Genomic DNA, 22,582 nt, shown 5'->3' with positions numbered 1-22,582 from the left:
CAGGAGCTAATTCATGCCAAAACGTACAGACCTAAAATCCATCCTGATTCTTGGTGCCGGTCCGATTGTGATCGGCCAGGCCTGCGAATTTGACTATTCCGGTGCGCAGGCGTGTAAAGCGCTGCGTGAAGAGGGTTACCGTGTCATTCTGGTGAACTCCAACCCGGCGACGATCATGACCGACCCGGAAATGGCTGATGCGACTTACATTGAGCCGATTCACTGGGAAGTGGTGCGCAAAATCATCGAAAAAGAGCGCCCGGACGCGGTACTGCCGACCATGGGCGGTCAGACAGCGCTGAACTGTGCGCTGGAGCTGGAACGTCATGGCGTGCTGGAAGAGTTTGGCGTCACCATGATCGGCGCAACGGCTGATGCGATCGACAAAGCAGAAGATCGTCGTCGTTTCGACGTGGCGATGAAAAGCATCGGTCTGGATACCGCGCGCTCCGGCATTGCGCACACCATGGAAGAAGCGCTGGCCGTGGCTGAAGATGTCGGTTTCCCCTGCATTATCCGTCCCTCATTTACTATGGGCGGAACCGGTGGCGGCATCGCCTACAACCGCGAAGAGTTTGAAGAGATTTGCGAACGCGGTCTGGACCTTTCACCGACGAATGAGCTGCTGATTGATGAGTCGCTGATTGGCTGGAAAGAGTATGAGATGGAAGTGGTGCGCGATAAAAACGACAACTGCATCATCGTCTGCTCAATTGAAAACTTCGATGCGATGGGGATCCACACCGGTGACTCCATCACGGTGGCACCTGCCCAGACGCTGACCGACAAAGAGTATCAGATCATGCGTAACGCCTCGCTGGCGGTACTGCGTGAGATCGGTGTTGAAACCGGTGGCTCCAACGTGCAGTTCTCGGTTAACCCGAAAGATGGCCGCCTGATTGTCATTGAGATGAACCCGCGCGTGTCACGCTCCTCGGCGCTGGCCTCCAAAGCGACCGGTTTCCCGATTGCTAAAGTGGCGGCCAAACTGGCGGTCGGCTATACCCTCGACGAGCTGATGAATGATATCACCGGCGGTTTAACGCCAGCCTCGTTCGAGCCTTCCATCGACTACGTTGTCACCAAGATCCCGCGTTTCAACTTCGAAAAATTTGCCGGTGCCAACGATCGCCTGACCACGCAGATGAAGTCGGTCGGGGAAGTGATGGCAATTGGTCGTACTTTCCAGGAATCCATGCAGAAAGCGCTGCGCGGCCTGGAAGTAGGCGCTAACGGCTTCGACCCGAAAGTCCACCTCGACGACCCGGAAGCATTAACCCGCATCCGCCGTGAGCTGAAAGATGCCGGTTCAGACCGCATCTGGTACATCGCAGACGCTTTCCGTGCCGGCATGTCAGTGGATGGCGTGTTCAACCTGACCAATATTGACCGCTGGTTCCTGGTGCAGATCGAAGAGCTGGTGCGGCTGGAAGAGCAGGTTGCCCGTGAAGGGGTTAATAGCCTGGATGAGACGTTCCTGCGCGCCCTGAAGCGTAAAGGCTTTGCTGATGCACGGCTGGCGACACTGGCGGGCGTGGCAGAGAGCGAAATCCGCAAGCTGCGTCAGCAGTTTAACCTGCACCCGGTTTATAAGCGCGTGGATACCTGCGCCGCAGAGTTCGCGACAGACACCGCCTATATGTACTCCACCTATGAGGAGGAGTGCGAAGCCAATCCAAGTCCGGATCGCGAAAAAATCATGATTCTGGGCGGTGGGCCAAACCGTATCGGTCAGGGTATCGAATTCGACTATTGCTGCGTTCACGCCGCCCTGGCGCTGCGTGAAGATGGTTACCAGACCATTATGGTCAACTGTAACCCGGAAACAGTCTCGACCGATTACGACACCTCTGATCGCCTCTACTTCGAGCCGGTCACGCTGGAAGATGTGCTGGAGATTGTGCGCATTGAGCAGCCAAAAGGTGTGATTGTGCAGTATGGCGGTCAGACTCCGCTGAAACTGGCGCGTGCGCTGGAAGCCGCAGGCGTACCGGTTATCGGCACCAGCCCGGATTCTATCGACCGTGCTGAAGACCGTGAACGTTTCCAGCAGGCGGTTGATCGCCTGAACCTGAAGCAACCCGCCAACGCCACGGTGGCGACACTGGAGCAGGCGGTTGAGAAAGCCGCGGGTCTGGGTTATCCGCTGGTGGTGCGTCCTTCTTATGTGCTGGGTGGCCGTGCCATGGAGATCGTCTACGACGAGATCGACCTCAAGCGCTACTTCCAGACGGCGGTCTCGGTTTCCAACGATGCACCGGTGCTGCTGGATCGCTTCCTGGATGATGCGGTCGAAGTGGATGTTGATGCGATTTGCGACGGTGAGCGGGTGCTGATTGGCGGCATCATGGAACACATCGAGCAGGCTGGCGTCCACTCCGGTGACTCCGCCTGTTCACTGCCGGCCTACACCCTGAGTCAGGAGATTCAGAATGTGATGCGCCAGCAGGTTGAGAAGCTGGCGTTTGAGCTGAACGTTCGTGGCCTGATGAACGTCCAGTTCGCGGTGAAAGACAACGAAGTCTACCTGATCGAAGTTAACCCTCGCGCGGCGCGTACCGTGCCGTTCGTCTCTAAAGCGACCGGTGTCCCGCTGGCGAAAGTTGCCGCGCGCGTGATGGCAGGCAAAACGCTGGCAGAGCAGGGCGTCACTGAAGAGGTGATTCCGCCTTACTACTCTGTCAAAGAAGTGGTGCTGCCGTTTAACAAGTTCCAGGGCGTTGACCCGATTCTGGGGCCAGAAATGCGCTCTACCGGTGAAGTCATGGGCGTGGGCCGCACCTTCGCTGAGGCGTTTTCCAAAGCGATGCTGGGCGCACAGAGCAACATGAAGAAGTCGGGCCGTGCGCTGCTGTCGGTGCGTGAAGGCGACAAGAAACGTATTGTCGACCTGGCCGCTAAGCTGCAGAAGTTTGGTTTCGAACTGGATGCGACTCATGGCACGGCGGTTGTGCTGGGCGAAGCGGGCATCAATCCGCGCCTGGTGAACAAGGTGCACGAAGGGCGTCCGCACATTCAGGACCGTCTGAAGAACGGCGAGTATAGCTACATCGTCAATACCACGGCGGGTCGTCAGGCGATTGAAGATTCGAAACTGATTCGCCGCAGTGCTCTGCAGTATAAAGTGCACTACGACACCACGCTGAACGGCGGCTTCGCCACCGCGATGGCGCTGAATGCAGACCCGACGGAACAGGTTATCTCCGTTCAGGAGATGCATGCCCAGATCAAGGCGATGTAAGGCGATGTAATGTGAAAAACGGCTCCTGCGGGAGCCGTTTTTTTTGACCAAAATCTGGCCCGGTCAGCTGTGAGATCGAGCCTGCGAAGGGAACACGGTCAGATCGGAAAGTCGCTTAAGCCAATCCCTGGCCGCTCGGCCCGCGCGATTACGCACCTCATCCCTGAGGTGCGCCCGTAGCCGGGCCAACGCGTTGCGTTGTTCAAAAACGCTCCTGACGTTTTTGTCCATGGCGCGGGACGCTTTCCTCTTCTGCCCGTGTTCCCTGCGCGTTGAGCCTATGCATTGTGGAAAAAAAACCTGAATTGAATTTGTCAGCTGTCTGAACGGCTCCTGCGGGAGCCGTTTTTTTTGACCATCTTATTGGCGATAATCCGAAAACAGGGTCCAGGGAAAGCAAAGAGTTTGCGTTAAAGTGACTGATTTGGCTTAATTTTTTAGCTATAGGTGCGAATAAGGCCGGTTCGCACAAATTTATAATATAAACACTTCCTGTGCGGATTTTTCGTCAGTACTATGCCTGCCGCTCATCACTGGAGCGTATCAGGACATAAATAAAAAATGAAAATGCGTACTTTTTCTCTGAGTGCAGTGGCTGCACTGATGGCAATTCTTCCTTTCGCCAGCCAGGCGGAAATTACCCTGTTAAAACAGGATCCGCAGGCAGGCGATCCGCTTAGCCGTCTTAACTTTACTTTTGGCGGCAGCATTCGTGCTCAGTTCAATCATCAGACCGGCGTGGATGATAAATCCTACAAGCGCGACGGTTTTGACGGCGGCACCCGTTTCCGTTTCGGCGCTGACTACTACCTGTTTGATGACGTCAGCTGGATCAGCTACTACGAGCTGGGCGTTAACGTCCCGGCGGTCTTCAGCTGGGATCGTCACTATGCGGACGGTGCCAATAACACCACGCGTCGTCAGCTCTACACCGGTCTGAAAAGCAAAACCTGGGGCCAGCTTACCTTTGGTCAGCAGAACAGTGTCTATTACGATACCGTGGGCGCCAAGACCGATATCTGGGATTACGACATGGTCGGCCAGGCTCCGGGTAACGGGATCAACGGCGACTACGACGGATCTTACCGCTCACGCAAACAGCTGAAGTATAAAAACAGCTTCGGCGATGCGGATCTTTACGCCTCTTATCTGTTCGAAGATAACGAGTATCTGCCAGGCAACGGCCTGCGCTATAAGCGCAAAGGCGGCGGCTCGCTGGGTGTGGACTACCACATCACGGACGATCTGAGTTGGGGCACGGCGTGGAACTACACCCGCGCGGCGATGCGTAACCCGAACAACGGCGACAGCCGCGATTACGATCAGAACATTTACGGCACCGCGCTGAGCTGGACTCCAGGCAACTGGACGTTTTCAGCCGGCGGTGGCTGGTATGAGAACTTCATGACCACCAAACGCAAAGATGTGCATGACTACTTTGCCGGCGACGCGTGGGGCATTGAATATTTCGCCGGTTACAAGATTCCGGTGGGGCAGTATGGTCTGAAAGCGGTACAGCCATATGTCATGGGCGATCGCATTGAGTATGCGACAGGCCGGGATTATCAGCGCATCGACAACGGTCTGGGTGTGGTGCTGTTCCTCGACTACGGTTTCCGTGTCGATTACGAACATGTGTTTACCTCCAGCACCGATAACCTGGGTGATATGAATCTGGTGCGTCTGCGCTACGACTTCTGATAACCCTGACGGCTCCTCCTGGAGCCGTTTTCTTTTGCGCACGACTTTTGTGCCAGCCTGAGGCCGATCGCTGGCGAGCTGCGGCAAACTGACGCGATTAGGCGGTGAAAAACGCTGCACAGGCCGTGAAAAACGACGTCATGAAAAGCTTTACGCAATTAGACCTTTCCCCCTATCGACGAAAGTTTCACCTTTACGTATCATGGCGCCAATTTTTTTCAGTGAGTGGTTAACATGATTAGTCTTATCGCGGCATTAGCAGCAGATCGCATTATTGGAATGGAGAACGCCATGCCGTGGGACCTGCCTGCAGATCTGGCGTGGTTCAAGCGCCATACGCTGAAGAAACCGGTGATTATGGGCCGACTGACCTTTGAATCTATTGGCCGTCCGTTACCTGGCCGACTGAATATCGTGGTCAGCAGCCAGCCGGGCACCACCGAAGGCGTTACCTGGGTCACTTCGCTGGATGAGGCGTTACAGGCAGCCGGTGACGCTGAAGAGATCATGGTGATTGGCGGTGGCCGCGTCTATGAGCAGATGCTGAAGCGTGCCGATCGTCTCTATCTGACGCACATTGATGCGGAAGTCGAAGGTGATACGCAGTTCCCGGATTACGAGCCGGATGAGTGGCAGTCAACGTTCAGCGAATTCCACGACGCTGACGAGCAAAATTCCCACAGCTACTGCTTTGAGATCCTTGACCGTCGTCGCTAATCCCACCCCTGCCGGGCTGTAACCTGGCTGTCATCTTTATTCATTAGCATTGCTTCTTTTCTGGGATCGACACAAAGGAAGCAATCACTAATGAAAATCGAACTCTCCGCATTAAGCACTGACCGCCTGCCTGATCCACTGCGTCGTAAATTCCTTGCCGGTTCCGGTGCTATCGGCCTGACCGGCTTTCTCAGCGGCGGCCTGACGCTCTCGGGCAGCGCACTGGCGCAGGAGAAGCCTGCGGGCAGCCCACTGCTGGGCTTTCAGGCGATTGCCGCGTCCACGGCCGATGAGATTGTGGTAGCCCCTGGCTATCGCGCCGACGTGTTGATCTCCTGGGGTGATCCGCTGGTGAATGGCGCAGCCGCGTTTGATCCGCAGGGCAATAACAGCGCCGAAGACCAGGAAAAGCAGTTCGGTGACAACAACGACGGTATGAGCTTCTTCGCGATTAATGACCATCGCGGCGTGATGGCGATTAACAATGAATATGTGAATGAGCCGACGCTGTTCGCCCACGGCGGCAGTAAAGCGACCAGCCTGGAGGATGTCAAAAAGTCGCAGGCGGCGCACGGTATCTCCATCGTTGAAGTCAAACGGGGTGAGGACAATCGCTGGCAGGTGGTACGTCCTTCTGACTATAACCGCCGCATTACTGCCAATACCCCGATGCGCTTCTCCGGTCCGGCAGCGGGGGATAAAGCGCTGCAGACTGCCGCCGATCCGCAGGGAATGCATGTCCTGGGCACCTTTGGTAACTGCGCCAACGGCAAAACGCCGTGGGGCACCTATCTCACCTGTGAAGAGAACTACGACACCTACTTTGGCACCCATCAGGCGGACTTTACGCCGACCCCACAGCAGAAGCGCTATACCCTGAATGCCGCTGAGCCGGAGCGCAACTGGGCCGATTTTGATCCCCGCTTCGATATCGCTAAGAATCCCAACGAATTTAACCGGCACGGCTGGATTGTCGAAATCGATCCTTTCGATCCTCACTCCGTGCCGGTAAAGCGGACCGCACTCGGCCGCTTCAAGCACGAGAATGCCGCCGTGACGGTCGCGAAAACCGGCCAGCTGGTGGTTTATATGGGCGACGATGAGCGCGGCGAGTATATCTATAAATTTGTCTCAGATGACAAGGTCACTCCGGATGATGCTAAAGCCAATCACGGGCTGCTTGATAAGGGCACGCTCTATGTGGCGCAGTTCAACGGCGATGTGCAGGGCACGCCGCTTAAAGGCACCGGGCGCTGGCTGGCGCTGAAGTGGGGCGAAAATGGACTCACTGCTGAAAAGGGATTCAATAGTCAGGCAGATGTTTTGATCAATGCGCGTGCCGCGGCAGATGTGGTCAACGCAACGCGAATGGACCGGCCGGAGTGGATTGCGGTTAACCCGCATGACGGCCGTGCCTACTGCACTCTGACCAACAACAACAAGCGCGGAAATGAAGGCATGCCGGTCAATGCAGCGAATCCGCGGCCAAAAAATATCTACGGTCAGATTATTCGCTGGGATGAGAAAGGCGATGCTACCGCGCAGACGTTTGAGTGGGATATCTATGCGCTGTGTGGCAACCCGATAGCGCATCCTGAGGGGATCTATCGTGGCACACCGAACATCACCGCGGAGAATACCTTTAACAGTCCGGATGGGCTGGGGTTTGATGCGCAGGGGCGGTTATGGATCCTGACCGACGGCAAATACAGCAACAAAGAGGATTATCAGGGGCAGGGGAATAATCAGATGCTGGTGGGTGATCCTGATAGTGGCGAAATCCGCCGGTTTATGGTCGGTCCAAAATCGTGCGAGCTGACCGGTATTACCTTCACGCCCGATTACAAAACGCTGTTCGTGAATGTGCAGCATCCCGGCGAAGAGGGTGACTCGCACTTCCCAGACAACAGTCCGCGTCCGCGGTCGTCGGTGATTATGATCACCCGTGAAGATGGCGGCATTATCGGCGCATAAAACAGGATGCTGGCCTGATGGCCAGCATCGCCGTTATAGCGTGGGCGGTGCCAGACTTTCGCTGGAGGCCAGTGCTTTTTCGCGATTAGAGGGCTGCACCACATAGCGCTGCGTCTCCCAGTGCAACAGGGTCAGCGTTCCGCCCCAGCAGCAGCCGGTATCCAGCCCGATAATGCCCTCTGGCGTGCCTTTGCCTTCCAGCGAGGCCCAGTGACCAAAGACGATGGTGTAGTCACGTGCGACCGGCCCCTCAATGTTAAACCAGGGTTTCAGCGGCGGAAGCGCTGATTCCGGGGCATCTTTGCAGATCATGTCCAGCTGGCCGTTGGGGAAGCAGTAGCGCATGCGGGTGAGGGCGTTGGTGCTGAAGCGCAGACGCGCCAGGCCGGTCAGATCCTCACTCCAGTTGTTCGGCATGTCGCCATACATGGCATCCAGGAACAGCGGATAACTGTCGCTGGCGAGAACCGCTTCGACTTCACGCGCGCACTTTTTCGCGGTCTCAATATCCCACTGCGGCGTGATACCGGCGTGTCCCATCACCAGCTTTTTCTCTTCATCAACCTGTAACAGCGGCTGACGACGCAGCCAGTTGATCAGCTCATCCGCATCATCCGCTTCCAGCAACGGAGTCAGGCGATCTTTAGGCTTGTTACGGCTGATGCCGGCGTAGACCGCCAGCAGATGCAAATCGTGATTGCCCAGCACCAGACGCACTGCATCGCCCAGCGATTTAACGTAGCGTAAGACTTCCAGTGAGCCAGGACCGCGCGCCACTAAATCGCCGGTCAGCCACAGGGTATCCTGCTCAGGATTGAAGTCGACCTGTTGCAGCAATGCACGTAATTCATCGTAGCAACCGTGAACGTCGCCAATCAGGTATGTGCTCATAACGTTTTATCCATCAGGAAGGTGCCCGACTTAACGGGCAAAAAGCGTGTGAATCAATGAATGTGGGTCTGAATGGCGAGGCGGAACACCGGGATCTCTACGTGAAAGGTGTCGCCCTGTTCGTCGACCATCACATAGTGCCCCTGCATGGTGCCCATCGGTGTTTCGATCACGGCACCGCTGGTGTACTGAAATTCATTGCCTGGCGCGATAAGCGGCTGTTCACCGACCACGCCTTCACCCTGAACTTCCGTTTCGCGGCCGTTACCGTTGGTAATCAACCAGTAGCGTCCCAGCAGTTGCACTGAGGAACGGCCCAGATTGCGTATCGTAATGGTATAGGCGAAGACGTAGCGATCATCATCCGGTGAGGATTGTGAGGCGACGTACTGGCTTTGCACATGGACGGAGACGCGGGCCGTTTCACTCATGACTTACTCCTGCGATTTTCCCTGATGATTCGCCAGCCAGTTCGCCAGCTGACAATATTGCGCCACCGAGACGTTCTCAGCACGCAGGGTTGGATCTATGGATAACTCTTCCAGCGCACCGGCGGCCACCATGTGGCTCAGGCTGTTACGCAGCGTTTTACGACGCTGGCCGAACGCTTCAGTGGTAATGCGGCTCAGGATACGCACATCGCTGACCGGATACGGCGGCTCGGCATACGGCACCAGACGCACCACGGCAGAGTCCACTTTCGGTGGTGGCGTGAAAGAGTGCGGAGGCACTTCCAGCACCGGAATGATCTGGCAGTAGTACTGCGCCATCACCGTCAGACGACCGTAGGTCTTGTTACCCGGACCGGCAACCAGACGATTAACCACCTCTTTCTGCAGCATGAAGTGCATATCTTTGATCGAACCAGTATAGCTGAAAAGGTGGAACATCAGCGGGGTCGAAATATTGTACGGCAGGTTACCGAATACCCGCAGCGGCTGGCCTCTCTCCTGCGCCAGTGCGGCGAAGTCGAATGTCATGGCATCCTGCTGGAAGATAGTCAGTTTCGGGCCAAGGAACGGATGCGTTTCCAGACGCGCAGCGAGATCGCGGTCCAGCTCTATCACCGTTAATTTATCGAGGCGTTCGCCTACTGGCTCGGTTAAGGCACCCAGGCCTGGGCCGATCTCCACCAGCGCTTCGTCGCGCTGAGGATGGATGGCAGAGACAATGCTGTCGATAATGTACTGATCGTTCAGGAAGTTCTGCCCGAAACGTTTACGGGCGTAGTGCCCCTGATGGACGCGATTATTCATTACTGCTCTTGATCATAGTGATGGCGAGGTTAAGCGCCGTGATGAAGCTGCCCGGTTCAGCCTGACCCAAGCCAGCGAGTTCAAGCGCGGTGCCGTGGTCAACTGAAGTCCGGATAAAGGGCAGGCCCAGGGTGATATTTACCGCCCGGCCAAACCCCTGAAATTTGAGTACCGGCAGGCCCTGGTCGTGATACATCGCCAGCACCGCATCGGCGTATTGCAGATATTTGGGCTGGAAAAGGGTATCCGCAGGCAGCGGGCCGGTCAGATTAATGCCCTGCTGACGCAGTTCATTGAGTGCCGGCGTGATGGTCTCGATCTCTTCCCGCCCCATGTGACCGCTTTCGCCGGCATGAGGGTTAAGACCACAGACGTAAATATGCGGCTCGGCAATCGCAAACTTCTGCTGCAGATCACGATGCAGAATCGTAATCACTTCATGCAGACATTCACGGGTTACCGCAGCGGGCACATCTTTCAGCGGCAGATGGGTGGTGGCCAGTGCGACTCGTAGCTCTTCTGTCGCCAGCATCATGACCACCCGATGGCCGCCTGCGCGATCGGCGAAGAATTCGGTATGGCCGGTAAAGGCGATGCCGGCATCGTTAATCACGCCTTTATGCACCGGGCCGGTAATCAGGGCAGCGAATTCACCGTCGAGACAACCGTCGCAGGCGCGCGTCAGCGTGGCCAGCACATAGTCGCTGTTGGCGACGCAAAGCTCGCCGGGTGTGACCGGCGCTGCCGTTTCAATTGGCAGGATAGTCAGTGTACCCGCCTGCTGTGGCTCGGCTGCCACATCAGGCTGGTAGGGCCGCAGCGTCAGCGGCAGACCGAGTTGCGCCGCACGCTGCTGCAACAGGGCAGGCGAGGCGCAGACCACCAGTTCAACCGGCCACGACTGCTGGGCCAGCTGAACGGTAAGATCGGGACCAATCCCGGCAGGTTCGCCGGGCGTGATCACCACACGGGCATTACTGCGCATTGCCATCCAGAATCTTCACGTAGGCACTGGCACGTTGTTCCTGCATCCAGGTCTGCGCTTCTTCCGCGAACTTACGGTTAAACAGCATACGGTAAGCACGCTCTTTCTGGGCCGCATCGGTTTTATCCACCTGACGGGTATCCAGCAGCTGAATCAGATGCCAGCCGAAAGAGGAGTGAACCGGCTGGCTGGTCTGACCTTTCTGCAGGCGCAGCAGCGCGTCACGGAACGCCGGGTCAAAGACTTCCGGAGAGGTCCAGCCGAGGTCGCCGCCCTGGTTCGCCGAACCCGGATCGTCAGAGTACTGTTTAGCCGCCGCCGCAAAGGTGGTTTTGCCACTGCGGATATCGTTAGCAATCTGCCCCAGCTGCGCGCGTGCCTGATCGTCTGTCAGGATCGGCGATGGCTTCAGCAGAATGTGACGCGAATGGACTTCGGTGACCGAGACATTTTTGCTTTCGCCACGCAGGTCGTTCACTTTCAGGATGTGGAAGCCCACACCAGAGCGCACCGGCCCGACGATATCGCCTTTTTTGGCGCTTGAGAGTGCCTGAGCAAACAGGGTCGGTAACTCTTCGATTTTACCCCAGCCCATGTTGCCGCCTTTCAGCGCCTGGGAGTCGGCGGAGTAGGTCACGGCCATCTTGCCGAAGTCAGCGCCATTTTTCAGTTCGCCAACCAGCTGTTTCGCCAGCGTTTCCTGCTCATCAACCTGCTGTTGCGTCGGGTTTTCCGGCAGCGGCAGCAGAATATGACTGACGTTCAGTTCAGTACCCTGGCTGTTCTGAGAGCCGATCTGGGTAGCAAGCGTATCCACTTCCTGCGGCAGAATCGTGACACGACGTCGCACTTCGTTGTTGCGCACTTCGGCGATAGTCATCTCTTTGCGGATCTGAGAACGATACACGCTGTAGTTCATGCCGTCATAAGCCAGACGGCTACGCAGCTGATCAAGGCTCATCTTGTTCTGCGCAGCGATGTTCTGAATAGCCTGGTCCAGCTGCTCGTCGCTGATCTGAATTCCCGCTTTATCACCCATCTGCAGAATGATGTTGTCCATGATCTGACGTTCCAGAATCTGATGGCGCAACGTTTTATCATCCGGCAACTGCTGACCAGCCTGCTGGGCCTGAGATTTAACGGTGCTCATCATGCCATCCACGTCACTCTCAAGAACCACGCCGTTATTGACCACGGCTGCAACTTTATCAACGACTTGTGGTGCTGCGAACGCGGTGTTGGCACTGATTGCCACACCAAGAATCAGCATTCTCCAGTTCTTCATACTTTATCCATTGTTGGTTCCGCACTGCGGGATTGCCTGTCAAACATCACAACATCAGAAAGCAGGCTGGTAAGGGATAATGCCCTGACGCAGCATATCGTTGGTGCCTAAGCCATAGTTCGGACTCAGACCACGCAGCTCAATGTTGAATGAGATTTGGTTGTCATACTTACTGTCGTTGTTTTCCCAACCGTTAATTTTGCGTTCATAACCGACCCGGATAGCGTAACAGCATGAGCTGTATTGCAGGCCAACCAGTTGTGAAGCCGGACGCGTGTTGCGGGTATCGTAGTAGTAAGCGCCTACGACAGACCATGCATCCGCGATCGGCCAGCTGGCGGTGGTACCGACCTGAGAGATCCCGTTTTTGTAGATAGGATTCGTGACCAGGCTGCTATCGTTCAGCGCGGTCGCAACATACTCCGGGCTGCTGTAACGGTAGCTCAGCTGCACCATGCGGTCGGCATCCCGACGGTATTCCAGTACGGTATTGCCCTGGGAGACGTTGTCGAGTTTGGTGTCATATTGCAGCCCACCACGGACGCCCCAGCGATCGCTGATTTTCCAGTATGTATCGCCAGCCCAGATCAGGCTGCCGGTATCATCTTCTTTACTGGTTTGATTCACACCAGTACGAGAAGGGGTAAACGAGTAGATTTGACCTACAGAAACGTTAAAACGTTCAACCAGATCGTTATCATAAATACGCGAGGTGACGCCGGTAGCCACTTCATTGGCGGAAGCGATGCGATCCAGGCCGCTATAAGTACGATCGCGGAACAGACCGGTGTAGTCGGTTTGCAGCAACGTTGAGTCGTACGGATAGATATTGCTCTGATTACGATACGGGATATAAAGGTACTGCACGCGCGGTTCCAGCGTCTGGGTATAACCCACCGCCGAGTTCATATCGCGGTCAAACACCAGACGACCATCAACTTTAAATTGCGGCAGGGTGCGGTTGACTGACTCATCCAGTTCGCCGCTCTTATCACCCCTGAGACCATTGGCTGCGTTGTTATAGAAATCAACGTCAGTCTGCTGATAGTGGGTCGCCAGGAACTTCGCTTCGGTATCCAGGCTGGCCCAGCCGTTTGACAGCGGCAGGTTCAGCGTTGGCTCAATGTGTAAACGGGTCGCTTCCGGATAGCGGCTGCTGACGTTGGTGAACTTCACCGCCTGGGCATAAACCCGGCCATCAAACGGGCCGATATCGTTCTGATAGAGATTGACGTCCAGCTGCGGCATGGCGCGGTAGACGTTATTGCTGGTGGTATCGCCGAACACCTGGAAATCTTTGGTGGAGAGCGTGGCGTCCCAGTTGGTGTCCGCATAGCCGATGCTGAATTTCTGCGTGGCGTAGTTGTCGGTCGAGCTGTAGTACTTCGAGTCGAGATCGTTGAAGTAGTACTTATCACTGACCTTGGTATAGTCCGCGCTGAAACGCCAGTTCTGGTCATAGACACCGGCATGACGCCAGTAGAACAGCCAGCGATCGGAGCTGTCATTTTCGGCGATGCCACGCACCGCTTTGTCGTTATCGTACTGTTTGTCCGAGCCGAGGTAGTCGAATTCAACCAGACCTGCACCCAGCGTGGTCAGATAACGGAATTCGTTTTCAAACTGCATGCCGCGCTTACTCATGTAGTGCGGCGTGATGGTCGCATCGGCCTGCGGCGCGATGTTCCAGTAATAGGGCAGTGTGAACTCAAAGCCGTTGTTGCTGCCATATTTTGCATTCGGGATCAGGAAACCGGAGCGGCGACGATCGCCAATCGGTAACTGCAGATAGGGGCTGTAGAACACCGGAACGGATCCGATCTTAAAGCGGGCGTTCCAGATCTCCGCCACTTCCTCTTCGCGATCCTGGATGACCTCTGAACCCACCACGCTCCAGCTGTTGGAGCCGGGCAGACAGGAGGTAAAGGTACCGTTTTCCAGAATGGTGTAGCGGTTATCGCCGCGCAGCTTCATCTGATCTGCGACGCCGCGTCCCTGACGATCTACCATCTGGTACTGACCATTCCAGACGTTGGTATCTTTGCTGTTGAGGTTTGACCAGGCTTTCGGACCTTTCAGGATGACCTGATTGTCATCGTAGTGCACATTACCCAGCGCATCGACGGTACGTACGGGCGCGGTCTGGCCTTCCTGCTGACGCTGATGAAGCTGGACTTCATCCGCCTGCATACGGCTGTTGCCCTGCTCAATATTCACATTACCGGTGAATACCGCATCGTTGGGATAGTTCCCTTTGGCGGCGTCGGAGTGAATGGTGACGGGCATCTGATTCGTATCGCCATTCACCAGCGGGCGGTTATAACTCGGCACGCCTAACATACACTGCGACATCAAATCGTCGGCAAAGGCTTGCTGGCTAATGGCTGCGCCGATCAGTGTGGCCAGCAGGGTAGGTATATGTTTTTTCATACGCGGTATCGAGAATTCCATGAAAACTGGCATCATGCCGACAATCGGGTCAGAGACTAACTTACTGCCCGGCGTTGCGCCAGTGTTAATCCTGGTCAGTCAGCGTTGCCGTTAGGCGCTGAGATAAATGACAGGTATGATAATGCAATTTTCAGCCGCAAGCATGGCGAATTGAGGAGTTTATGCGCTACTGGGGAAAAGTTGTGGGTCTGGCGGTGGGATTACTTTCCGGCGCAGGCTTTTGGGGTATTGTGATCGGTTTGATCATTGGCCATATGATTGACAAAGTACGCGGCGCGCAAGGCAAGGCTTACTTCTCAAATAATCAGACCCGACAGACGCTGTTTTTCAGCACCACCTTTCAGGTGATGGGCCATCTGACCAAGTCAAAAGGGCGCGTCACGGAAGCGGATATTCAGATTGCTTCGCTGTTAATGGAGCGGATGCAGCTGCACGGTGACTCTCGCACGGCTGCCCAGCGCGCGTTCCGCGAAGGCAAGCAGGCGGATTATCCGTTACGCAGCAAACTGCGTGAACTGCGCAGCGCCTGTTTTGGCCGGTTTGATCTGATTCGGATGTTCCTGGAGATCCAGATTCAGGCCGCCTTTGCCGACGGTTCACTGCATCCCAATGAGCGCCAGGTGCTCTATGTGATTGCCGAAGAGCTGGGCATTTCACGCGGTCAGTTCGATCAGTTCCTGCGCATGATGGAAGGTGGCCAGCAGTTTGGCGGTGGTCAGCGCAGTTCAGGCGGTTTTCAGCAGGCGCAACGCGGGCCAACGCTGGAAGATGCCTGTAGCGTGCTGGGTGTGAAGAGCAGCGATGACGCCACCACCATCAAACGCGCCTACCGCAAACTCATGAGCGAACATCATCCTGACAAGCTGGTAGCGAAAGGGTTGCCGCCAGAGATGATGGAGATGGCGAAGCAGAAAGCGCAGGAAATTCAGGCGGCGTACGATCTGATTCGCAAAGAGAAAGGCTTTAAGTAAACACCCTGTTCCGTGGCCGCTTCTGCAACAGAGGAGGCCACGGTGACAGGCGAGCAGTAAACCTTAAAAATCGGCGGGCTGACGAAACGTCATGGCATTACCAAATGCCGGATGGGTAATGGTTAGTGACTCCGCATGCAGCAGTAAACGGGGCGCCATCGCTTTGGCCTCCGGATGCGCATAGAAGTTATCCCCCAGAATCGGATGGCCCAGCGCCAGCATATGCACCCGCAGCTGGTGTGAGCGGCCGGTAATCGGTTTCAGCGAAACTCGCGCACTGTTATCCGCACGATATTCCAGCACCTGATATTCCGTCTGCGCGGCTTTGCCGGTCTCGAAGCAGACCATCTGCTTCGGACGATTTGGCCAGTCGCAAATCAGTGGCAGGTCAACCAATCCCTCTTCCTTCGCCGGATGACCCCAGATGCAGGCCACGTAAGTCTTGGAAGGCTCCCGCTCACGGAACTGTCGTTTCAGCTCGCGCTCAGCAGCCTTAGTCAGCGCCACGACCATCACGCCGCTGGTCGCCATATCCAGTCGGTGGACAGATTCAGCCTGCGGAAAATCACGCTGAACCCGCGTCATCACGCTATCTTTATGTTCGTCCAGCCGACCGGGTACCGAGAGCAGACCGCTGGGTTTGTTCACCACCATGATGTGCGCATCCTGATAAAGGATGTGCAGCCAGGGTTCACGCGGTGGATTGTAAGGTTCCATGGGGCTTTCCAAAAATAAGGGGCCATGCGGCCCCTGAGCTTACTGGTGTGTCACCACAATCAGGCGCAGCGCGTCGAGACGCCAGTTGGCCTGATCGAGACTTTCCAGCACCTGTTCACGGTTGCTTTCCAGCGCCTCGACTTCATCGTCACGGATGTTCGGGTTCACCGCTTTCAGCGCGTTGAGACGGGAGAGTTCTGCGCCCAGCTTCTCGTTCGCTTCGGCACGCGCTGCATCAATCACCGCACGCGCTTCGCTGACCACGCTCTCTTCGCCCTGAGTCAGAATCGCATGCACATCCTGCTGCACCGCATTCACCAGTTTACTGGCGGTATGACGGTTAACCGCATTCAGCTGACGGTTAAAACTTTCGAACTCTACTTTGTCCGCCAGGTTAGTGCCTTTGGTATCCATCAGCAGACGGATTGGCGTTGGCGGCAGGAACCGGGTCAGTTGCAGATGCTTCGGTGCCTGTGCTTCAACCACATAGATCAGCTCGACCAGCAGCGTCCCCACCGGCAGCGCCTTGTTCTTCAGCAGTGACAGTGCGCTGCTGCCGGTATCGCCCGACAGAATCAGATCCAGACCGTTGCGGATCAGCGGATGTTCCCAGGTAATGAACTGGGTATCTTCGCGCGACAGCGCCTGATCGCGGTTAAAGGTGATGGTGCAGCCATCTTCCGGCAGGCCAGGGAAATCGGGCACCAGCATGTGGTCGGAAGGGGTCAGCACGATCAGGTTATCGCTGCGATCTTCCTGATTAATACCAACGATATCAAACAGGTTGAGCGCGAAGTTCACCAGACCGGTGTCGTTATCCTGCTCGCTGATGGCATTGGCCAGTAGCTGAGCCGATTCGCCGCCGTTGGAGTTCAGCTCCAGCAGGCGATCGCGACCCTGTTCCAGCTGCAGTTTCAGCGCATCATGCTGTTTACGGCAGTCGGTGATAAACGCATCAAAACCTTCGCTGTTTTCCGGCGCGGCCAGATAGCCGATCAGTTGCGAATGGACGCTGTCATAGATTGTCCGGCCGGTCGGGCAGGTGTGTTCAAACGCGTCCAGCCCTTCGTGATACCAGCGCAGCAGCACCGCCTGTGCGGTCTGCTCCAGCCACGGTACCAGAATCTGAATGTCGTGTGCCTGACCGATACGATCCAGACGACCGATACGCTGCTCCAGCAGGTCCGGGTTAAACGGCAGGTCGAACATCACCAGACGGCTGGCAAACTGGAAGTTACGGCCTTCAGAACCGATCTCGGAGCACAACAGCACCTGCGCGCCATTCTCTTCTGAGGCGAACCAGGCGGCAGCACGGTCACGTTCAATGATCGACAGCCCTTCGTGGAACACCGCTGCGCGGATACCTTCGCGTTCACGCAGTACCTGCTCCAGCTGCAGCGCGGTGGCCGCTTTGGCGCAGATCACCAGCACTTTCTCTTTGCGGTTGGTGGTGAGATAGCCCATCAGCCATTCCACGCGCGGATCGAAGTTCCACCAGGTGCCGCTGTCGCCTTCAAATTCCTGATAAATCTGCTCCGGATAGAGCAGGTCACGCGCCCGCTCTTCTGCACTTTTGCGCGCGCCCATAATGCCGGAGACTTTAATCGCCGTCTGATACTGCGCAGGCAGCGGCAGGCGGATCTGGTGCAGTTCGCGTTTCGGGAAGCCTTTAACCCCGTTACGGGTGTTACGGAACAGCACGCGGCTGGTGCCGTGGCGGTCCATCAGCATGGAGATCAGCTCCTGACGCGCCTCCAGCTTGCCGTCACGGTCGCTGTTGGCGACCTGCAGCAGTGGCTCAATATCCTGCTCGCCGACCAGATCGTTGATCCGGTTCATCTCCTCCTGGGAGATCGCTTTATCGGCCAGCAGCGCCGTGACGGCATCGGCAATCGGACGGAAATGCTGCTGCTCTTCAACAAAGGCGGCAAAGTCATGGAAACGATTAGGGTCGAGCAGGCGCAGACGGGCGAAGTGACTCTCCATGCCCAGCTGCTCAGGTGTTGCAGTCAGCAACAGAACCCCGGCGGTTTTCTCAGCCAGCTGTTCGATAACCTGATATTCACGGCTGGGCTCGCCTTCTGACCAGGCCAGATGGTGCGCTTCATCGACCACCAGCAGATCCCATTCGGCATCGGCCAGCATCTCAAGACGCTGCTTGTTACGGCGCACGAAGTCCAGTGAGCAGATAATCAGCTGCTCCGTTTCAAACGGGTTATCGCTGTCGTGCTGCGCTTCGGTATAGCGATCGTCATCAAACAGCGCAAAGCGCAGGTTGAAGCGGCGCAGCATCTCGACCAGCCACTGATGCTGTAAAGTTTCAGGTACCACGATCAGGACGCGGTCGGCGCGGCCAGCCAGCAGCTGCTGCTGGATGATCATCCCGGCTTCAATAGTTTTACCCAGGCCAACTTCGTCGGCCAGCAGGACGCGCGGCGCATGGCGGCGGCCGACATCGTGGGCGATATGCAGCTGGTGAGGGATCAGATTGGTGCGCATGCCGCGTAATCCGCTGATTGGCAGGCGATATTGCTCACTCTGGTATTTACGGGCGCGGAAGCGCAGGGCAAAACGATCCATCCGGTCGAGCTGGCCGGCAAACAGGCGATCCTGCGGCTTACTGAACACCAGCTTGCTGTCGAGCATGACTTCGCGCAGCATCACTTCGCTCTCTTCGGTATCCAGACGGGTACCGATATAGGTCATCAGGTCATTTTCGTTGCGTACTTCATCGACGCGCATCTGCCAGCCTTCGTGGCTGGTGATGGTATCACCCGGATTAAAGATGACGCGGGTAACCGGCGAATCGTTGCGGGCGTAGAGGCGGTTTTCCCCCGTGGCCGGAAACAGCAGGGTGATCATGCGGGTATCGATCGCCACCACGGTGCCCAGTCCCAGTTCACTTTCCGTATCACTAATCCAGCGCTGACCTAATGTAAAAACCATATATTTTTTGCTCGAATTTTAACGTTTTTAGAGGTGTTCCCAAAGCTCAGGCAATAGCGTTACCGCCAGACAACAAGGCCTGGAGCGTACTTAAGAGCGGTGAGTTTCAGGAAGGGCGCTATGGTACTGGATGGCAGGACGTTCGTCACCTGTCAAAAAAGCCCCAGCTGTCCGGTAATAAGTGTAGCAAAGTCCCCCTCGACAAAAGGCAGAATCCCCTCTGCAACCGGCTGAAGTTGCTTCGTCACGTAGTGGTCATAGTCCAGCGGCGTGCTGCGCGCCTCCAGTGGCTCGGGGCCTGCGGTGGCGATGACATAACGGATCCGGCCACCATTCTGGTACTGCAAGGGCCGGTTTAATTTACGATTGTACTCATCGGCCAGCCTGGCGGCGCGCACGTGCGGGGGCACGTTTCGTTCATATTCTTTCAGCGGACGCCGCAGCCGCTTTTTGTAGATCAGCTGATCGTCGAGTTCACCCGCCAGCAACTGCGCCACGGTAGTACGGATATAATCCTGCCACGGCTGACGGTGGAAGATACGGTGGTAGAGCTGCTGCTGGAATGCTTTTGCCAGCGGCGTCCAGTCTGTTCGCACCGACTCCAGCCCCTTAAAGACCATGCGCTCACCGGCGGCGTCACGAATCAGTCCGGCGTAGCGTTTCTTGCTGCCCTGTTCCGCGCCGCGAATGGTGGGCATCAGAAAACGGCAGAAGTGATTTTCATACTCCAGTTCCAGTGTGCTGGTCAGCCCCTGCGTCTGCTGCAGATGGTCGCGCCACCAGGCGTTCACTTTCTGCACCAGCTGCTGACCAATCGCGGCGGCATCTTCTTCATTGTGCGCCGACTTCAGCCAGACAAAGGTGGAGTCGGTGTCGCCATAGATGACGTCGTAGCCTTCCGCCTCAATCAGCGTTCGGGTCTGCTGCATGATGGCGTGACCGCGCAGCGTAATAGAGGAGGCGAGCCGCGGATCAAAGAAGCGGCAGGCGCTGGTGCCCAGCACGCCATAAAAGGCGTTCATGATGATTTTCAGCGCCTGAGACAGCGGCTGATTATTCTGCTTTTTCGCCGCTTCGCGACCCAGCCAGATCTGTTCAACTATTGCAGGCAGGCAGTGGGTATGCCGCGAAAAACGGGCTTCACGGAAACCCTCAATCGAATCGGCATCATCAGGATGGGCCAGCCCTTCCACCAGACCCACCGGGTCAATCAGGAAGGTGCGGATAATCGACGGGTAGAGGCTTTTGTAATCCAGCACCAGCACTGAGTCATACAGGCCGGGGCGCGAATCCATCACATAACCGCCAGGACTGGCTTCCGGGGCCACATCACCCATGTTCGGGGCGACAAACCCGGCGCGATGCATCCGCGGAATATAGAGATGACCAAAGGCCGCTACCGAACCGCCGTGGCGATCCACCGCCAGTCCATTGACCGCCGCGCGTTCCAGCAGAAACGGCATAATCGCCGTTTTGTGAAAAATGCGCGTCACCAGTTCGCAGTCTTTCAGGTTGTAGCGCGCCAGCGCCGGTTTATCGTTGGCAAAGCGCCAGTTGATCTCCTCCATGCGCTGCCAGGGATTATCAATCGCTTTCCCTTCTCCCAGCAGTTGCTGCGACACTGACTCCAGGCTGAATGAGGGAAAATCCCAGAACGCCGATTTCAGCGCGTCAATGCCATCGATAATCAACCGGCCACTGGCCTGAGCGAAAAATACGCCGGGTTTGAAGCCATGTTCACGCCACTCCAGCGCGGCCTGCTGGCGTCCCAGGCGCAGCGGAATGCCGTAACGATCGGCATGCTTTTGCAGCACCCGCAGGTCAAACTGCACGACGTTCCAGCCAATTAAGACATCCGGATCATGCTCTGCAAACCACTGGTTCAGCGCTTCAAGTAACTGCGGCCGGCTGTCGAGATAGATCAACTCGAAATCCAGCGTGCTGGCATCACCGTTGGCCGGGCCGAGCATAAAGACCTGGCGCTGACCGCCTCCCTCCAGCCCGATGCAGTAAAGCTCGCCATGCTGAGTGGTTTCAATGTCCAGCGAGACCCATTTCAGCGGCGGGCGATAGTCGGGATGGGGTTTGAGCCGCGCATTGACCACGCTGTCACCGCGCTGCTCGCCGTCAAACCAGACCGGCGCGGTAATAAAACGCTCCATCAGGTAGCGCTCCGGCGGACGGATATCGGCTTCATAGACCGGAATACCCTCTTCGCGCAGCCGTTTTTCAATGCGCTGTAGCTGGCGGTTCTGCTGGCAGTAGAGGCCGAAAACCGGGCGACGCCGAAAATCTTTCAGCGCCAGCGACTGAAGCCGAAACTGACGTTCATCTTTCAGTAATTCGCTGACCTGCGCCTGAAATTCCTCAGGAATAAACGCGACGGACTCCTGCACCGGCAGCACCACGCGCTGCGCGCCCGCATCGGTCGCGAGCCAGAGGATAATTTCGGTGCCATGCGGGCTGTCGCGCCAGTGGCGGGTGAGCAGAAAACCTGCGCGGGGCATATTCAGATGTTCTCCGGACTCAGCATTTCAGGATGACAAAACCGCTTCAGTATAACATGGATATTTATACAGTTCCCGCCACCCGGTTTTGTCAACATTGTCCTACAATTCTTGCCTTGACGCTGTGTGGCTGGCTCAGGACAATCCAGCCTTCTGCTTTTACTTAGGATGATTATGGAAGCCTGGATTCAACAACTGATTACGCAGTCCCTGGAGTGGGCGCTGTTTGCCGTTGCGCTAGTGACGTTTCTGGAGTCGCTGGCGCTGGTCGGGCTGTTGCTGCCAGGTACGGTGATGATGGCCAGTCTGGGCGCGCTGGTCGGCAGTGGCGAACTTGGCCTTTATCCGGCCTGGGCGGCGGGCTTTGCGGGCTGCCTGATTGGTGACTGGGTTTCCTACGGCATCGGCTGGAAATTTCAGGGGCCGCTGCACCGCTGGAAGTATCTGCAAAAGTATAAAGGCCTGCTGGATAAAACCGAGCACGCCCTACATCAGCACAGCATGTTTACGATTCTGGTCGGACGCTTTGTTGGCCCCACGCGTCCGCTGATCCCGCTGGCGGCCGGTATGCTGGAGCTGCCGGTGCGTAAATTCCTGCCGCCGAACATTATCGGCTGCATTCTCTGGCCGCCTCTCTATCTGCTGCCCGGTATTCTGGCGGGTGTGGCGATCGATGTGCCCAAAGCCGCGCAGGGCGGCAGCTTTAAATGGCTGTTACTCGGCGCAGCACTGCTGATCTGGCTGGGTGTCTGGTTATGCTGGCGCTGGTGGCGCAGCGGCAAGAGTCGCGACTGGGCATCGGCCTGGCTGCCGCCTGAGCGCCTGCGCTGGGCAGGGCCGCTGGGGCTGGTGATTGCCGTCGCGGCTTTCGTCGGCATTCAGTTCCATCCGATGATGCCCATTTTCCGTCATCTGCTGTGGCAGGTTTTCTTCGCCTGAA

The 22,582-nt window shown here is 56.6% G+C and carries 15 protein-coding genes; 6 read left to right on the top strand and 9 right to left on the bottom strand.

Annotated features, from left to right (window positions below; genetic code table 11):
* Nucleotides 1-13: 13 nt before the first annotated feature.
* From carB to ACX8ZY_RS16690, 4 genes are all read left to right on the top strand, one after another.
* Entirely contained in the window at nucleotides 14-3,241 is a 3,228-nt protein-coding gene (gene carB, locus ACX8ZY_RS16705; protein WP_010253739.1) for a carbamoyl-phosphate synthase large subunit, read from the top strand.
* Nucleotides 3,242-3,802: 561 nt separating this feature from the next.
* Nucleotides 3,803-4,942: a porin gene (locus ACX8ZY_RS16700; protein WP_421665096.1), complete on the top strand. Its 1,140-nt coding sequence runs from the start codon at nucleotides 3,803-3,805 to the stop codon at nucleotides 4,940-4,942.
* Nucleotides 4,943-5,176: 234 nt separating this feature from the next.
* Nucleotides 5,177-5,659, top strand: a complete 483-nt coding sequence (folA, locus tag ACX8ZY_RS16695; RefSeq protein WP_010253752.1) for a type 3 dihydrofolate reductase — start codon at nucleotides 5,177-5,179, stop codon at nucleotides 5,657-5,659.
* A 90-nt stretch (nucleotides 5,660-5,749) separates the two neighbouring features.
* Entirely contained in the window at nucleotides 5,750-7,633 is a 1,884-nt protein-coding gene (locus ACX8ZY_RS16690) for a PhoX family protein (RefSeq protein WP_421665095.1), read from the top strand.
* 33 nt (nucleotides 7,634-7,666) lie between these two features.
* Here the strand turns inward: ACX8ZY_RS16690 and apaH are convergent, their stop codons facing one another.
* The 6 genes from apaH to lptD are packed head-to-tail and all read right to left on the bottom strand — an operon-like array spanning nucleotide 7,667 to nucleotide 14,480.
* Nucleotides 7,667-8,524 (bottom strand): bis(5'-nucleosyl)-tetraphosphatase (symmetrical) ApaH, encoded by an 858-nt coding sequence (gene apaH, locus ACX8ZY_RS16685; RefSeq protein ID WP_033787393.1) that lies wholly within the window; start codon nucleotides 8,522-8,524, stop codon nucleotides 7,667-7,669.
* Between the two features lie 53 nt (nucleotides 8,525-8,577).
* Nucleotides 8,578-8,955 carry a Co2+/Mg2+ efflux protein ApaG gene (gene apaG, locus ACX8ZY_RS16680; protein WP_003854807.1) on the bottom strand — a complete coding sequence of 126 codons (378 nt, stop codon included), beginning with the start codon at nucleotides 8,953-8,955 and terminating at the stop codon, nucleotides 8,578-8,580.
* A gap of 3 nt (nucleotides 8,956-8,958) precedes the next feature.
* Nucleotides 8,959-9,780 (bottom strand): 16S rRNA (adenine(1518)-N(6)/adenine(1519)-N(6))-dimethyltransferase RsmA, encoded by an 822-nt coding sequence (rsmA, locus tag ACX8ZY_RS16675; protein ID WP_003854805.1) that lies wholly within the window; start codon nucleotides 9,778-9,780, stop codon nucleotides 8,959-8,961.
* Nucleotides 9,773-10,765, bottom strand: a complete 993-nt coding sequence (pdxA, locus tag ACX8ZY_RS16670) for a 4-hydroxythreonine-4-phosphate dehydrogenase PdxA (protein WP_124889686.1) — start codon at nucleotides 10,763-10,765, stop codon at nucleotides 9,773-9,775. Before pdxA ends, rsmA begins: the two co-directional genes overlap by 8 nt.
* Nucleotides 10,755-12,050 carry a peptidylprolyl isomerase SurA gene (surA, locus tag ACX8ZY_RS16665; RefSeq protein WP_421665094.1) on the bottom strand — a complete coding sequence of 432 codons (1,296 nt, stop codon included), beginning with the start codon at nucleotides 12,048-12,050 and terminating at the stop codon, nucleotides 10,755-10,757. The genes pdxA and surA overlap by 11 nt, the downstream gene beginning before the upstream one ends.
* Nucleotides 12,051-12,104: 54 nt before the next feature.
* Nucleotides 12,105-14,480, bottom strand: a complete 2,376-nt coding sequence (gene lptD / locus ACX8ZY_RS16660) for an LPS assembly protein LptD (RefSeq protein ID WP_157353434.1) — start codon at nucleotides 14,478-14,480, stop codon at nucleotides 12,105-12,107.
* A 182-nt stretch (nucleotides 14,481-14,662) separates the two neighbouring features.
* Between lptD and djlA the strand changes: the two genes are divergently transcribed.
* Nucleotides 14,663-15,472 carry a co-chaperone DjlA gene (gene djlA / locus ACX8ZY_RS16655; protein WP_010253811.1) on the top strand — a complete coding sequence of 270 codons (810 nt, stop codon included), beginning with the start codon at nucleotides 14,663-14,665 and terminating at the stop codon, nucleotides 15,470-15,472.
* Between the two features lie 63 nt (nucleotides 15,473-15,535).
* Here djlA and rluA read toward each other — a convergent pair whose 3' ends face one another.
* From rluA to polB, 3 genes are all read right to left on the bottom strand, one after another.
* Nucleotides 15,536-16,189 (bottom strand): bifunctional tRNA pseudouridine(32) synthase/23S rRNA pseudouridine(746) synthase RluA, encoded by a 654-nt coding sequence (gene rluA / locus ACX8ZY_RS16650; RefSeq protein ID WP_010253813.1) that lies wholly within the window; start codon nucleotides 16,187-16,189, stop codon nucleotides 15,536-15,538.
* A gap of 39 nt (nucleotides 16,190-16,228) precedes the next feature.
* A complete protein-coding gene (gene rapA, locus ACX8ZY_RS16645) occupies nucleotides 16,229-19,135 on the bottom strand; it encodes an RNA polymerase-associated protein RapA (protein ID WP_010253817.1) in 2,907 nt (968 codons plus the stop codon).
* Between the two features lie 152 nt (nucleotides 19,136-19,287).
* On the bottom strand, nucleotides 19,288-21,648 hold the full coding sequence (polB, locus tag ACX8ZY_RS16640; protein WP_421665382.1) for a DNA polymerase II: 2,361 nt from the start codon (nucleotides 21,646-21,648) through the stop codon (nucleotides 19,288-19,290).
* Between the two features lie 168 nt (nucleotides 21,649-21,816).
* Between polB and ACX8ZY_RS16635 the strand changes: the two genes are divergently transcribed.
* Entirely contained in the window at nucleotides 21,817-22,581 is a 765-nt protein-coding gene (locus ACX8ZY_RS16635; protein WP_010253821.1) for a DedA family protein, read from the top strand.
* Nucleotide 22,582 lies beyond the last annotated feature (1 nt).

It is taken from the genome of Pantoea sp. XAF26B01_ASV70 (assembly GCF_054512635.1).
This window is presented reverse-complemented; position numbering and strand designations above follow the sequence as displayed.